11 protein-coding genes are annotated in these 14337 nt (G+C 73.4%); all 11 read right to left on the bottom strand.

Annotated features, from left to right (window positions below; genetic code table 11):
* Positions 1 to 269: 269 nt before the first annotated feature.
* A complete protein-coding gene (locus ACZ3YO_RS35600) occupies positions 270 to 1577 on the bottom strand; it encodes a methylaspartate mutase (protein WP_465577930.1) in 1308 nt (435 codons plus the stop codon).
* A gap of 62 nt (positions 1578 to 1639) precedes the next feature.
* A complete protein-coding gene (locus tag ACZ3YO_RS35595) occupies positions 1640 to 2143 on the bottom strand; it encodes a cobalamin B12-binding domain-containing protein (protein WP_465577840.1) in 504 nt (167 codons plus the stop codon).
* The gene (locus ACZ3YO_RS35590) at positions 2140 to 3369 is read right to left on the bottom strand and encodes a type III PLP-dependent enzyme domain-containing protein (RefSeq protein ID WP_465577838.1); all 1230 of its coding nucleotides are present in this window, start codon (positions 3367 to 3369) and stop codon (positions 2140 to 2142) included. Before ACZ3YO_RS35590 ends, ACZ3YO_RS35595 begins: the two co-directional genes overlap by 4 nt.
* Positions 3366 to 4886 carry an AMP-binding protein gene (locus ACZ3YO_RS35585; protein WP_465577928.1) on the bottom strand — a complete coding sequence of 507 codons (1521 nt, stop codon included), beginning with the start codon at positions 4884 to 4886 and terminating at the stop codon, positions 3366 to 3368. Before ACZ3YO_RS35585 ends, ACZ3YO_RS35590 begins: the two co-directional genes overlap by 4 nt.
* A gap of 159 nt (positions 4887 to 5045) precedes the next feature.
* Positions 5046 to 6638 carry an AMP-binding protein gene (locus ACZ3YO_RS35580; RefSeq protein WP_465577836.1) on the bottom strand — a complete coding sequence of 531 codons (1593 nt, stop codon included), beginning with the start codon at positions 6636 to 6638 and terminating at the stop codon, positions 5046 to 5048.
* A complete protein-coding gene (locus tag ACZ3YO_RS35575; RefSeq protein WP_396325923.1) occupies positions 6638 to 6886 on the bottom strand; it encodes a phosphopantetheine-binding protein in 249 nt (82 codons plus the stop codon). The genes ACZ3YO_RS35580 and ACZ3YO_RS35575 overlap by 1 nt, the downstream gene beginning before the upstream one ends.
* 124 nt (positions 6887 to 7010) lie before the next feature.
* Entirely contained in the window at positions 7011 to 7979 is a 969-nt protein-coding gene (locus ACZ3YO_RS35570; RefSeq protein WP_465577834.1) for an ACP S-malonyltransferase, read from the bottom strand.
* Positions 7980 to 7990: 11 nt separating this feature from the next.
* Positions 7991 to 8230, bottom strand: coding sequence for a ferredoxin (locus tag ACZ3YO_RS35565; protein WP_465546866.1), 240 nt, complete (start codon positions 8228 to 8230; stop codon positions 7991 to 7993).
* Complete coding sequence (locus tag ACZ3YO_RS35560; protein ID WP_465577832.1) at positions 8227 to 9432, bottom strand: cytochrome P450; 1206 nt, start codon at positions 9430 to 9432, stop codon at positions 8227 to 8229. The genes ACZ3YO_RS35565 and ACZ3YO_RS35560 overlap by 4 nt, the downstream gene beginning before the upstream one ends.
* Positions 9429 to 10379: a proline iminopeptidase-family hydrolase gene (locus ACZ3YO_RS35555; RefSeq protein WP_465577830.1), complete on the bottom strand. Its 951-nt coding sequence runs from the start codon at positions 10377 to 10379 to the stop codon at positions 9429 to 9431. Before ACZ3YO_RS35555 ends, ACZ3YO_RS35560 begins: the two co-directional genes overlap by 4 nt.
* A gap of 190 nt (positions 10380 to 10569) precedes the next feature.
* Positions 10570 to 14337, bottom strand: a 3768-nt coding sequence (locus ACZ3YO_RS35550) for a type I polyketide synthase (protein WP_465577828.1), incomplete at its 5' end; no start/stop codon positions are given.

The raw sequence follows: 14337 nt of genomic DNA, 5'->3' as shown, positions 1-14337 counted from the left end.
TCAGCCCCGAGAGACGGCGGGCCAGCGCGCTGCTGTCCTGCACCGGCGCGCCACCCGTCTGGTGAACCAAGTTTTCGGACTCGCTCATTCCGCGCACTCCACTACTCATCCAGTTGCTGGCAGGCGAAAGGTCGGGCGGCAGGCGCCCCGGGGCGTCGGGCGGTACGCCCTCGACGCTCCGGACGGCAATACGCCCCAAAACTAACGACAGGAATCGGGCGGGCCACACCCCTAACGGCCCCTATGCCGGGGCCGGACCTGCGGCTCCGCTATCCGGGCAGCGGGCTGCGGAAGGCCTCGTCATCGAAGGTGCGCTGTATGTAGGTGAGCGCTTCGAGAAGTTCACGGGACGTCACCCGCCGGTTCCCCGAGGCGTCCGCGACGCGCCCGATCGGCAGGGCCCCGGTGGTCGCCCAGCGCAGCCGCCCGGTGCCGTCGATGAAGCTCCGGGTGCGCCCCATGTTGTCGGGGTGCACGCAGTAGGGGACGTCGAGGTACCCGCGCTTGAAGGCGAGCAGCAGTGCCTGGCCCACGTCGTCGTGGAGGTTCAGCACCGCGTCGACGAGGGCGGCGGCCTCGGTGTAGGTCTGGGAGTCGGTGCGGGCGAGGACCTCGGTGGCCGGCGACCGGCCGTCGGCCCCGGCCGCGAGGGTCGGGACGGCGGGCTCGTCGGCCGCGACGTCCGAGGCGTACTCCAGCGCCGCGACGTTCTCCTCGATGGTGGGGATGCGCCGGGACTCCGCGACCGTCTTCACGATGATGCGTTCCGATCCGGACCGCGCCGCCAGCCGGGCCGCCTCGCCGAGCAGCCGGTAGGACCCGGCGTCGGTGGTCGGGTACACCCCCATGTAGGTGTAGATCACCACGTGCCAGACGGTGTCCGGCAGCAGCCGCGCGCACAGGGCGCGCAGGGCGGCGACCGCCTCGGCGTCCTGCTCCGGGTGGGTCTGCTGGGCGTAGCTGACGGAGATGCTGCGGATGCCGTTGCGGTGGAAGAAGAGCGCCTCCAGGGCGCTGATCGCCACCAGCAGGCTGGGCGGGCAGAGCTGCCCGAGCATGCAGCCGCCGAAGGACTCCAGGTGCGGTTCGACGCCGCTCTCGCGCAGCCGGGAGAAGAGCTTGGTGGAGCGGTCCCACTCCCGCACCGACTGGTCGAGCGGGGTCCGCCCGTACGGCAGGCAGTAGGAGACGGGGCCGCCCTCGGTGGCGCTCAGGCCGGCCCGCACCAGCGCCTCGAAGATGTGGAACGGCTTGGCGGAGCCGTGCCGGACCTGCACCGGGAAGGCGGGCCCGTGCAGCCCGTCGAGGACCTCCCGGGTCTGCTCCGGGCTGTAGTTGACGATCGGGTAGCCGTTGATGCCGGTGCCCAGGCGCAGCGCCTCCTCGACGGCCGCCATGTCCCCGACCCGGGTGTAGCTGTCGAGGGTGAGGGTGCCGACGGTGGTCGCGCGGGCGTTCCGGGTGGCGGTGAGGCCGCGGCGCATCCGCGCGGGGTCGCTGAACCCCATGCGCGGCTGCACCACCAGCCGGCCGGCCTCGTGCGCGGCGCGCACGAAGCGGCCGAAGTCGGCGGGCACGGTGCCCGCCCGGGCCTCGGGGGATCCCGCCGGGACGGCGGGGGACTGGGCGTTCTCCTCGGTCACCTGAGCGCTTTCTGCGGCAGCGAGACGAGGAAGCGCTCGAAGGAGCCCTGTTCCGTGCGGCCGTCCTCGAAGACGGCGTTGAAGCCGGCCTCGACCAGCTCCCGGAGGTGGGCCTCGTCGCTGCCGCCGGCGATGCCCAGCTTCCCGCCGATCACCATCGGGGTGCGGGCGAGGGCGGGGACGGCGCGGAGCTTGCGGATGACCCGCACCCCGTCCTGGTAGCCGTGGCCGTTGACGCTGCTGATCACCACGAGGGCCGGGTCGTGCGCCCGGATCTCCGACTCCAGCAGCTCGTCCGGGACGGTCGGGCCGAGGTTGACGACGTCGTAGCCGAGCTCCTCGATCAGGAGCTGGAGGAAGACGAGGTTCCAGGTGTGGGCGTCCGACGAGAGCCCGCTGACGATGACCGTCCCGCCGCCGGGCCCGGGAGCGTCGGGCAGGGCGGTCGCGGTGGGGCCGGCGGCGACCGCGGTGGTACCGGCCAGGGTGAGCTCGCTCATGCGTACGTCCTGACGTGTTCGATGCGGGAGATGGAGACGACCTCGGTGCCGCGCACCACGACCTCGGTCGGGGCCGGGCGGCCGAGGAACATCAGCAGGCTCGACGTGGGCCCGTACGCGCCGGCGTTGGGGATCTCGATGACGTCGCCGCCGTCCAGCGGCGGCAGCTTCACGTCGCGGCCCAGGACGTCGCCGGGGGTGCAGAGCGGGCCGACCAGGCTGGCCTTGGTCCACTCGGCGGTGTCCGCGCCCTCCGCGTCGGGGCTGACCGCGACCGGGAGCAGCCGGCCGAGGCCGGACATGCCGCCGAAGGTGTTGATGCCCGCGTCGAGGATGACGAAGGTGCGGCCGCGGCTCTCCTTGATGTTGACCACCCCGGCGAGCAGCGTGCCGCCGTCACCGACGAGGTAGCGCCCGGACTCGCAGGCCACCGTGGGGAACCCTTCGCGCCAGCGCGGGAAGTGCTCGTCGAGGATCTCGGTGAGGGCGGCGCGCAGCCGCGTGTAGACGGGGCGCGTGCCGGGCACCGCGTACGGGGCCGAGAAGCCGCCGCCGATGTCCAGGAACCGCGGTTCGATGCCGGTGTCGGCGAAGGTCTGGGCGGCGACCGCGACGGTGTTGCGGAACTCCCCGATCAGGGCGTCCTCGTCGCGGGCGTTGCTCAGCGGGAAGAAGTGCGCGCCGGCGAGGCGGACGCCCTGCACCGCGCGCAGCCGCGGCATCAGCTCGACGAGCTTCTCGCTGTCGATGCCGAACTGCGAGGGGGCGCCGGTCATCCGGATGCTTGTGGTGGCGCTCGCCGAGACGCTGTTGACGCGCAGCAGGGCGTCGGCGACGACGCCGTGGCGCAGGGCGACGGCGCCGATGTGCTCCAGGTCGGTGGCCGACTCCACGGAGAACATCCGCACGCCCTTGGCGATCGCCTCGTCCAGCTCGCCGTCGGTCTTGCCGGGGCCGGTGTAGAGGATCTCCGCCGGGTCGAACCCGGCGGTCAGGGCCGCGGCGAGCTCGCCGGTGGAGCTGATCTCGGCGCGGCAGGCGTGGTCGGAGCCCTCCCGCAGCGCCCGGAGGACCTCCGGGTGCGGGTTGGCCTTGACGGCGGCGAAGAGCTCGAAGCCCTCCGGGAGCGCCGCGAAGAGGTCGTCCCGGGCCGCCTGGACCCGGTCGAGGTCGTAGACGTACAGCGGGGTGCCGTAGCGCTCCGCGAGGTCGGCGTAACGGGTCACTTGGAGGTCCCCTCGAGAAGCTCGACGAGCTTCTTCTTGTCGTTCTTGCCGTTCTGGGTGAGCGGTATCGCGTCGACGACGTAGCAGGCGGAGGGCACCTTCTGGGCCTCCAGGCGGACGTTGAGCTCGCGCAGGACCTCGGCCCGGCCGCGCTGCGTCTCGACGAACAGGACCAGGTCGCGCTCCCCCTCGGGGGGCAGCACGGCCGCGGCGCGCACGCCGTCGATGTCGGTGGCGGCGGACTCGATCTCGACGGTGCTCATCCGCACGCCCTTGCGCTTGAACATGTCGTCGCGCCGGCCGTCGAAGTACAGGTAGCCGTCCTCGTCGAGCCGGCCGTAGTCGCCGGTGTGCAGGCGGCGCGCGCCGGTGACGGGTTCGGTGCGGAACGCCCGGGCGGTCTGCTCGGGGTTGCGCCAGTAGCCGGGCATGACGTGGGGGCCGACGGCGACGATCTCGCCGGTCTCGCCGGGGGGCAGCGCGCGGCCGTCCTCGTCCAGGATGAGCACCTCGGTACCGGGCAGCGGCAGGCCGACCGCGTCGGGGCGCTCGCGCTCCTGCGCGGGCGGCATGACGGTGATGCGCTTGCACTCCGTCTGCCCGTACTGGCGGACCACCCGGCAGCCCGGGAACTTGGCCCGCAGCGCGTCGATGGTCGCCTGCGGCAGCGCGGCACCGGTGTTGGTGAAGAGCCGGACGTTCGGCGCCGGGTCCTCCTCGCGCTCGGCGAGGCGCACGATCATCGCGGCCAGCGAGGGCACGATCGGCACGATGGTGGCCCCGGACTCGCGGATGCGGCGCAGCAGCACCAGGTCGGAGGCGCCGTCGGCGAGGACGATCTCGGAGCGGCCGAGGACGGAGAGCAGGACCTTGTAGAGGCCGTAGTCCCAGGAGATCGGGAAGCGGCAGAAGACGACGTCGTCCGGGCGGTAGCCGATGACGTTCTCGATGGCCGCGGACGCGAAGGTGATCTGGGCGTGCGGGCAGATCACCGCCTTGGGGGCGGCGGTCGAACCCGAGGTGTAGACGAGGACGGCCACGTCGTCCGGTTCGACCGCGGCGTTCTGCGTCCGGGCACCGGTCTCGGCGTACTTCTCGACCTCGCCCCAGACGGAGTCCCGGTCGCGGACGGCCGCCCCGGTGAGGGTGGAGACGTTCTCCGCGGCGGCCTCGGTCACCAGCACCAGGGCCGGTTCCGCATTCGCCAGGACGGGCCCGAGGTGGAAGTTCTTCATCCCCGGGTTGAGCGGGACGAAGACGACGCCGCGCATGGCGGCGCCGAAGAACATGGCGACCAGTTCCCGGGTGGTGGGGATCTGCACGACGAGCCGGTCGCCGCGGCGCAGGCCCTGGTCGGCCAGCCAGGCGGAGAATGCCTGGGCGTAGCCGTCGAGCTGCTCGTACGTCCAGGTGCCGGCGGTGTCGCTGACCGCCTTGGACCCGGCGGAGTCGGCCACCGCTTCGGCCAGCAGTTCATGAACGAGTGCGGCCCGGCCGGAATTCCCTGCTGCGGTTATTTCCGCAGTTATTCGATCCCCGTAGGAAAGGGTGTCCAACGCCATTCTCCTGTCGCCGAATCCGGGGTCCGCGCCGGCCGGGAAACGACCGACGCGGACCTCGAATGGGGGATTCAATCCCCAACGACGCTACTTAGCGGAGGGCCGGACACACCACCCCTAGTTCCCCCTACTGCCGCCGCCTTCTTTACCTGCGGCAATCAGGGCGCCGGCGCGATTCCGCAGTTCCTTGCGGTCGACTTTCCGGTTGGCGTTCAGGGGCATTTCACCGAGCAGTACATAGCGCTTGGGCAGGAGTCCTTGCGGAAGCACCTCTCCCAGTTGTTTCGCGAACGCGGCGGGGCGGACCGCCTCGGGGCCGGTGTAGAAGACGACGAGCCGGATGCCGTCGTCCGTCACCGCGTCCACGGTGACGGCCTCGATGACGCCCTCGACGGTGCTCAGCGCGTGGTCGATCTCGGCGAGTTCGACCCGCCAGCCCTGGAGCTGGACCTGGGCGTCCATCCGCCCGAGGTAGGCGAGCTGGCCGCCGGCCGGATCGCCGACCCGCCGCACCCGGTCGCCGGTGAGGTACCACGTCCGGCCGTCGCGTTCGACGAAGCGGCCGGCGGCGTCGGCCGGGTCGAGGTAGCCGGGCGCCATCTGCGGCCCGGAGACGCAGAGTTCGCCCTCGTCGGCCACCACTCGGCCGTCCGCGTCCAGCAACTCGTACGCGTGGCCCTCGTGGACGGCCCCGATCGGCACGACGCCGTTGACGGCCAGGCCCGGCGAGAGCTCCGGGTCCCAGCGGTGGGCGGCGATGGTGACGGTGAACTCGGTGGGGCCGTACAGGTTCTCGACGACCGAGCCCGGGGCCGCCTGCTGCCAGTCGGCCGTGTCCTGGCACTTGAGCGCCTCGCCGGCGAAGAAGCTCCAGCGCAGCCCGGGCAGGGCGCCCGGGGCGAGGGCACCGGTGCGGCGGGCCAGCGAGATGCCGCTGGGGGTGGAGAACCACACCGTCATCCGGTGCTCGGCCAGGTAGCCGGGCAGGTCGCGGTAGCCCTGGGGCGGAATCCACTGGGCGGTCGCCCCGGCGCCCCACGCGCAGAACAGGTCGAACAGCGAGCAGTCGAAGTTCAGGTCGAAGGTCTGGGAGAACACGTCGTCCGGGCTGAAGTCGTAGCGCCGGTCGAGCAGGTCGAAGTAGTGGCTCGTGTTGCCGTGGGTGAGCGGCACGCCCTTGGGCCGCCCGGTCGAGCCGGAGGTGAACAGCAGATAGGCGCGGTCCTCCGGCCGGACGGCGGCGGGCGCGTCGAGCGCGTGCCGGTCCCGGACGTCGACCCGGCGCAGCCCCGCGCCCAGCACCGCATCGTCGGGGACGAGCACCGGGACGTCGCCGCCGGGGCCGAGCAGGCCGGGCAGCGCGGCGCTGCCCGGACCGTCCGCGATGACCGCCGACAGCGGCGCCGCGTCCAGCATCGCCCTCGTCCGGGCCTGCGGGAAGTCGGGCCGCAGCGGCACCACGGCGGCGCCCGCGTAGAGCGCCGCCAGGATGCCGGTGTAGGCGGTGACGCCCTTGCCCGCGAGCACGCCGACGGCCGCCGGCCGCCCGTCCGCCGCGGCGAGCAGGGAGCCCGCCCAGCGCAGGGCGAGCTCGTGGGTCTGCTCGTACGTACGCGTCTCGGCCCCGGCCCGGAACGCCGCGCGCTGCGGCGAGAGCGCCAGACCGCGCAGGAACCGCCCGGCGAGTGTGTGCGCAGACGGCCCGCCCATCACGCGGCCGGCTGGAGCAACGAGGAGAGGGCGGCCCACAGGACGCCGGGCGACCGGAAGGTCTCCAGGCTCAGCGCGTCGTCCTGGAAGCGCACGTCGTAGGCGTTCTCGAGGGCGGCCAGCAGCTCGACGGTGCCGAGCGAGTCGAGGCCGAGGTCACGCAGCGGCGTGTCGGCCTCCAGCTTCTCGTCCTCGTCGAGGAAGGGCAGGTAGGTGAGCAGGATCTCTTCGAAGGTGTCGTCCCACATGGGTGGTCTCCCTGTTCGGTGAAGGTGGACGCGGAGGCGGGGTGAGGCGGATGCGGGTGCGGGTGCGGTGCGGGTGCGGTGCCGGGCGGTGCGGGTGCGGTGCCGGCGGTGCGGCGGTACGGGCTCAGGCCGCGGTCGCCGCCGCCCGGCGGGCACGGGCGCGGGGCCGCATGGCGAGGGCCGGCGAGGCCGCGACGACCTCGAAGTTGTCGCGGGTCACCGGGACGCGGCCGAACAGCGAGTCCGGCCCCGACACGCACACCCGGCGCACGCCCAGCTCCTTCAGCGAGGCGACGACCGAGGGCCACCGCATCGGCGTGACGAAGCTGTCGAGGAGCATGGTGCGCACCTCGGCCGCGGTCGTCAGGACGCGGCCGTCCTGGTCCGCGACCACGGGCAGCTTCGGGTCGTGGAAGGTGAGCGAGCCGAAGACCTCCCGCTCGACCCGGTCCCGGAGCCCGCCGAAGGCCGTGCAGTGCACCGGGGGGCGCATGGTGTAGAGCGACATGCCGCCCAGCGAGCGCAGCCTCGGCAGGAACCACTCCAGGCTCGGCTCGCGCATCGACACCATGTGGAAGTCGTGGTCGACGTGGCACGACACCTCGCGGAACTCGCCGCGCTCGTCGAACTCGGCGAAGAGCTCCGCCAGTTGCTCCTGCGGGGTGCGCAGGAAGGAGTGCGTCACGACGTCCTGGTGCTCGGTGCGGAACCAGTCCTCCATGCAGCGGGCGACCTCCGCCGTCATCAGGACCGCCTCCTCGAAGGAGAGCGCGCCCGAGTACGCGGCGAGCACCTTCTCGCCGAAGCTGGGGCCGGTGCACACCTCGGGCACGAAGCCGAGCTGTCCGGCCGCCCACTCCGCGGAGGCCAGGCAGTTCACCAGGAAGGCCACCTGCGAGGCCTCCGAGTAGTCGCCGCCGTCCTGGTCGTCCCGGAACCGGTCGAGGAGGTTGTAGCCGAGCGCCTCGTCCGCCCGCGCGACGAACTCGCGGGCGGCCGGGTTGATCAGCATGAACTTGCCCACCTCGGTGAAGGGGGAGGCGCTCATGCCGGGGAAGACGATCGCGGTCTGCGCCCTGATCGCGGTGTTCATGGAGGTACCTCTCAGGCCTCGGGGGCCAGTTGGCGGCCCGTGTCTGCGTCGGTGACCGTGATGGCGAGTGCCGGGCAGGTCTCGGCCGCGTCGAGCACCGTCTGGTCGGGCCCGACCGTCCCGGCCGGCGATTCGGCCTTGCCGGCCTTCATGACGAAGTGGCGCGGCGCCGCGGCCGCGCACATCGACGAGCCGATGCAGGCGGCCGTGTCGACGGTGATGTTCCAGCGTTCTCCGGGACGTTCGCTCACCACGTCACCCGCAGAGCGAGCGGGCCGCGCACCAGACCCTGCTTCCAGGGGATGGCGACCGGGTCGCCGGCCAGGGCCAGTTCCGGGAAGCGCCGCACCATCGTTCCGAGCATCACCTGGAGTTCCATCCGGGCGAGCTGGGCGCCGACGCAGTGGTGCGCGCCGTGCCCGAAGGCGATGTGCGGGTTGTGCTCACGGGTGATGTCCAGTCGGTCCGGGTCGGCGAAGACCTCCGGGTCGCGGTTGGCCGCCGAGAGCGACGGCAGCACGAACTCGCCCGCGCGGACCGTCGTGTCCCGGAACCGCACGTCCTCCGTGGCGTACCGGGGGAACAGCGCGGCCGAGTTGAACGGGATCCAGCGCAGCAGCTCCTCGACCGCCCGCGGCACCAGCGCAGGGTCCCGGCGCAGCAGGGCGAGCTGGTCGGGGTGAGTGAGGATCGCGTACAGGAAGTTCGGGATCTGCGAGGAGGTGGTCTCGGCGCCGGTGGTGATCAACCCGACGATGTGGGTGGCGAGTTCCTCCTCGCTGAGGCGCTGTCCCTCGTCCCGGGCCCCGACCATGATGCCGACCAGGTCGTCGGTGGGGTGGGCCCGGCGGGTCGCCACCAGCTCGGCGACGTACCCGAACAGCGCCTCGAAGGCCTGCCGGACCGACTCCTCGCTGCCCTCGGCCGTCGACATCAGGGCCTGGGACCACTCCTTGATGTTCTCCTGGTCCTTGTCCTCCAGGCCCATCAGCTTGCCGATGACCGCCGAGGGGATCTGGAAGGCCAGCGACTCGACCACGTCGATCACCCGGTCCCCGGGCCGCGCCACCAGCTCGTCGAGCAGCCCGTCGACGGTCCGCTGGGTGTCCTCGCGCATCGTCTCGACCCGGCGGGCGGTGAACACCCTCGCCATGATCTTGCGGACGCGGGCGTGGTCGGGCGGGTCCATGGCGAGCAGGCCGGTGCCCGAGGCGTCGACCTCCCGCAGCCGGGGCGGGTCGCCGGCGACCGCGCGCTCCCGGCTGAACCGGGGGTCGCTCATCACCAGGCGCACGTCCGCGGCCCGGGTGACGAGCCAGCCGTTCTCGCCGAACGGCATCCGCACCCGGCTCAGCGGCTCCTCCGCGCGCAGCCGCGCGTAGGCGGGGTCGAGCTCCAGGGCCCGGGCCGGACTGAACGGGTACGCGCGTACCCGTGGTGTGCTCGCCGTCATCCGCGTCCTCCGGGTGCCGCTACGGCGTCGGGGGGCAGCCCGGCACCGGGGAGAAGTCCTTCGAGGTAGCCGAGCAGGATCTCCTTGAACCGCTCGGGCTCCTCCAGGTGCGGCACGTGGCTGGAGTTCTCCAGGATCTCCCACCGCACCTCGGGGATCCGGTCGAAGTACGGCTGCACGGTGGCCGGCGTGGCCTCGTCGTACCGGCCGGTGAGCAGCAGGGTGGGCACCTTGATGCGGTCCACCTCGTCGATGACCGACCAGTCCTTGAGCGTCCCGATCACGTGGAACTCGTTCGGGCCGTTCATGGTGTAGTACACGGTCGGGTCGTCGTAGATCTCCATGAAGGAGGCGACGAAGTCCCGCGGCCAGGGCACGACCCGGCAGACGTGCCGGTCGTAGAAGACCCGCATCGCCGTGAAGTACTCCTCGTTGTCCGTCGTGCCGGCCACCTCGTGGTGGCGCAGCGTCTCCTGGACGTCGGCCGGCAGCCCGGCGCGCAGCACCTCCATCTCCTGGAGCCACAGGACGTAGGAGGCCGGGGAGTTGGCGATCACCAGGCCGCGCAGGCCGGCCGGACGCCCGGCCGCGTGCGAGGCTCCGAGGATGCCGCCCCAGGACTGGCCGAAGAGGATGTAGTCGTCGGCCACGTTCAACGCGTCGAGCAGGTTGTTCAGTTCGTCCTTGAAGAGCTGGACGGTCCAGAAGTCCTTGCCCCGGTCCGGGAGATGGCTGGAGCCGCCGTTGCCGAGCTGGTCGTAGTGGATCACCGGCCAGCCGGAGTCGGCCAGTTCGGTGAGCGCCAGCAGGTAGTCGTGGGTGCTGCCGGGGCCTCCGTGCAGCACCACGACCGGCGGCTTGCCCGAAGCCAGATCACCGGTCACGCGGTACCAGGTCTTGTATTTCCCGAAAGAGACAACACCCTTGGCACTCGCTGGTCTTGACATCGTTCTATTCCTCTCCGAATTGTCCGGCGAATTTACCCACCTCCGGGTTGAACTGCCTGGGTCCACCGGGGAGGACGTGCCCGTACTGACGGCGCCGCGGGAGCTGATCCTGTGGACGCACGCTATACGAGCCGCCTTCCCCGGACAGACCCCTAAGCGGCCCCTACGAACCCCAGAGCCAGGCTGTTCCTCAACGGCCGGACGCAAACTGACGGCACGCCACCTGGACCCACTCCTCGACGGCCGCGGCGGCGTCCGCCGCGTAGGTCTCGATGATGGTGAAATGCGTGCCCGGAACCTCCGTGAGGGTGTGCGCGGTCGGCCAGACCGCCCGCCACTCCTCCTCACCGGCCTTGGGGACGACCACGAAGGACTCCGTGGGCCGCACGAACAGCACCGGGGTCTCCATCTCGGCCGGCCGCACACTGCCGATCAGTTCGACGTAGCGGCCCATGGCGCCGAGGCGGGTCACGTTGAACCCCCCGAAGTCGTCCTCCCGGTCGAACATGCCGACCATCATCTGGCCCCAGAACCCGTGCGACTGGTTGTCGTCGTCGCCGGTGTTCGGCAGGTAGGAGTCGAGCAGCACCACGCCGGCCGCGGGAGTCCCCGCGCGCTCCAGGTGTTCGGCGGCCGCGTGCGCGAACTGTCCCCCGGACGAGTAGCCGACGATCACGAACGGCTGCCCGGCGGCCGCCTGGAGGATGTGCGCGGCGAAGGCCTCCACGGCCGCAGGGACGGTCGCCGGCAGCCGGTCGGCGGGGTGGAACCCGATGACGGGCAGGGCGATCACGTCCCGCACGTCGCGGAAGCCGGCCGCGAACCGCGCGTACTGCTGGGCACCGCCCATCGCCATCGGCGACGGCAGGCAGACCAGCGCCGGGCCCTGCGGCCCGCGCGCCAGCCGGACCGGCTCGGGGAACACCGCCGCCTCCGGACCGCCCTCGGCGGCCGTCTTCTCCCGCAGGTCCGCCAGCGAGTGGAACCAGGGCCGGACGTGCCCGGCCGCCTTCAGCAACCGGATGCCGCCCGGCAGGTTCTCGCCGAGGATCGCCTGCCGGAACAGGCCGCGGAAGGACTCCGGGTTCTCCCCCGGCCGGTCCGCCCCCTCGGCGGCCGGGCCGGGCCGGCCGCCCCGCACGGCGGCGTCGGCCAGCCGCTCGCGCAGGTGGGCGGCGAGCGCCACCGGGTTGCGGTGGTCGAACAGGGCGCTGGTGGTGAGGTCCGCACCGGTCGCCTTGTTCACCAGGTTGCGGATCTCCGTCGCCGACAGCGAGTCCACGCCGGCCTCCAGGAAGTCCCGCTCGGGCTCCGCCTCGTCCGCCGAGGCGTAGCCGAGGACCACGGCCGTCCGGCTCAGGACGATGCCCAGCAGGATCCGCTCCTGCTCGGCGGCGGCCAACCCGGCGAATCCGGCGGGCAGACCGCCCGCCGCGCCGGCCTCCCGGGCCCGGCGCACCGGCACCCGCACCAGCTCGCGCAGCAGGGCGGGCACCTCGACCACGGCCGCCCGGGCCCTGATCGGCGCCGTGTCGAGCCGCACCGGGACGAGAGCGGCCCGGTCGGCTCGCAGTGCGGTGTCGAAGAGCTCCAGACCCTCGTCACCGGAGAGCGCCAGGATGCCGGAGGCCGCGAGGCGCTGCCGGTCGGCCTCGCCGAGGGACTCGGCCATGCCGTCGGTCGCCGTCCACAGGCCCCAGCCGAGCGAGACGGCGGCCAGGCCGGCGGCGCGGCGCCGCTGTGCCAGGGCGTCCAGGAAGGCGTTGGCCGCGGCGTAGTTGGCCTGCCCGGCGCTGCCCATGGTGCCGGCGAGCGAGGAGAACAGGACGAACGCGGCCAGGCCGGCGCCGCGGGTCAGCTCGTCCAGGTGCACGGCCGCGTCCACCTTCGGACGCAGCACCCGCTCCAGGCGTTCGGGCGTCAGCGCGGCGACGGTGCCGTCGTCCAGCACGCCGGCCGTGTGCACGACGCCGGTCAGCGGGTGCTCGGCCGGCACGGCGGCGAGCAGCCCGGCCAGGGCCGTACGGTCGGCGACGTCGCAGGCGGCGACGGTGACGCCGTCGGCGCCCGCACCGGCCAGCTCCTCGCGCAGCTGCGCCACCCCGGGCGCCTGTTCGCCGCTGCGGCTGACCAGCAGCAGGTGCCGCACGCCGTGCGCCGCCACCAGGTGCCGGGCGACGACCCGGCCGAGCCCGCCGGTGCCGCCGGTGACCAGCACGGTGCCGTCGGGGTCGAACACGGGCGTCCCGGCGTCCGCCCCGGACCGCCCCGCGCGGCGCAGGCGGGGGGCCAGCAGCCGGCCCCCGCGGACCGCGAGCTCGGGCTCGTCCAGGGCCACCGCCGCGGCCAGCAGCCGCGGCGCGACGTCGGCGCCGCCGGTGTCCAGCGTGGTGAACCGGCCCGGGTACTCCTCGTGCGCGGAGCGCAGCAGGCCCCAGACCGGGGTCTCGGCGAGCCCGGGCACCGCCTCCTCGGCGGAGACCGCCACCGCGCCCTCGGTGAGGACCAGCAGGCGGGAGCCGTCGAGGCGCGGTTCGGCGACCCAGCGCCGGAGCACGTCCAGGGTGTACCGGGCCGTCTCGTGGGCCCGCTCGACCAGGCCCTGCCCGGCGGCCGGCGGCTGCCGCAGGACGACCACCTCGGGCACGGCCTCGCCCGCGTCCAGCGCCGCGGTCAGCCCGTCGAACCCGGGGTGGACCGGCGTGCCCGGCCCGAAGGCCGCCCCGCCGCCGCCCAGCACGGCCCAACCAGCGGGAACGGGGACGGACTTGGGCGCGCGTACGGCCACCCAGTCGAGCTGGAACAGCGCGTCGCCGGCCCCGCCGGCCGGCCCGAGCCCGGCGGCCGGCACCTGACGGACGGCCAGGGAGCCGACCGAGGCGACCGGGCGGCCCTCGCCGTCGGCCAGGTCGATCGTCACGGCGCCCGGCTCTCCGCCCGACTCCGGGCCTGCCGCCCGAACGCGGACGCGCAGCGCCGTCGCGCCGGTGGCGAAGACCTCGACGTCGGACCAGGCGAACGGCAGGCCGCCGTCGCCCACGGCCGCGGAGAGGCCCACCGCGTGGAGGGCGGCGTCGAAGGCGGCCGGGTGGAGGGCGAACAGCTCGGCGTCGGCGTGCGCGCCGTCCGGGAGGACGACCTCGGCGAACACCTCGCCGTCCAGCGTCCAGGCGGCCGTCAGCCCGCGGAACACCGGCCCGTAGACCAGGCCGCCCTCCTCCAGGTTCGTGTACAGCTCCGCCACGTCGGCTGGCTGCGCGCCCGGCGGCGGCCACGCGGCGGCGTCGTCGGCCGGCGCGCCGCGGCCCGCCCCCACCACGCCGGTGGCGTGCCGCGTCCACGCGGCGCCCTCCTCGGCGTCACCGGCCCGCGCGTACACCCGGGCCTCGCGCTCGCCGTCCTCGTCCGCGCCGGTGAGCACCACCTGCAGCACGACGGCGCCGCTCTCGGGCAGCACCAGCGGGGCGGTCAGGGTCAGTTCGCGGATCCGCTCGCAGCCGACCTGCCGGCCCGCCCTGAGCACCAGGTCGGCCAGGGCCGCCCCCGGCAGCAGGACGGTGCCCGCCACCGTGTGGTCGGCGAGCCAGCGGTGGGTGTCCAGCCCGATCCGCCCGGTCAGCACGAACCCGCCGGAGTCCGGGAGTTCGACACCGGCCCGCAGGAACGGGTGCTCGGCATCGACCTGCCCGAAGGCGGCCGCGTCGCTCAGGTCGGCCGCGGCGTCGAGCCAGTGGCGCTCGTGCTGGAAGGCGTAGGTCGGCAGGTCGACGCGGCGCGCGCCACTGCCCCGGAACACGGCCGCCCAGTCGACGTCCGCGCCCGCCTCGAACACTGCGGCCAGGGCGGCCAGCAGGGCGGGGGCTTCGTCGCGGCCCTTGCGCAGGGCCGGGACGAGGAGCGCGTCGTCGGGGTCTGCCAGACAGGCCTGGGCCATGCCGGTCAGCACGCCGTCGGGGCC

It is taken from the genome of Kitasatospora sp. NPDC022785, assembly GCF_055561295.1.
This window is presented reverse-complemented; position numbering and strand designations above follow the sequence as displayed.

Bases quoted from the DNA above. Each gene is read 5' to 3' on its own strand.
- ACZ3YO_RS35555 (WP_465577830.1), bottom strand. From the start codon at position 10,379: ATGTCAAGACCAGCGAGTGCCAAGGGTGTTGTCTCTTTCGGGAAATAC.
- ACZ3YO_RS35595 (WP_465577840.1), bottom strand. From the start codon at position 2,143: ATGAGCGAGCTCACCCTGGCCGGTACCACCGCGGTCGCCGCCGGCCCC.
- ACZ3YO_RS35560 (WP_465577832.1), bottom strand. From the start codon at position 9,432: ATGACGGCGAGCACACCACGGGTACGCGCGTACCCGTTCAGTCCGGCC.
- ACZ3YO_RS35575 (WP_396325923.1), bottom strand. From the start codon at position 6,886: ATGTGGGACGACACCTTCGAAGAGATCCTGCTCACCTACCTGCCCTTC.
- ACZ3YO_RS35570 (WP_465577834.1), bottom strand. From the start codon at position 7,979: ATGAACACCGCGATCAGGGCGCAGACCGCGATCGTCTTCCCCGGCATG.
- ACZ3YO_RS35580 (WP_465577836.1), bottom strand. From the start codon at position 6,638: ATGGGCGGGCCGTCTGCGCACACACTCGCCGGGCGGTTCCTGCGCGGT.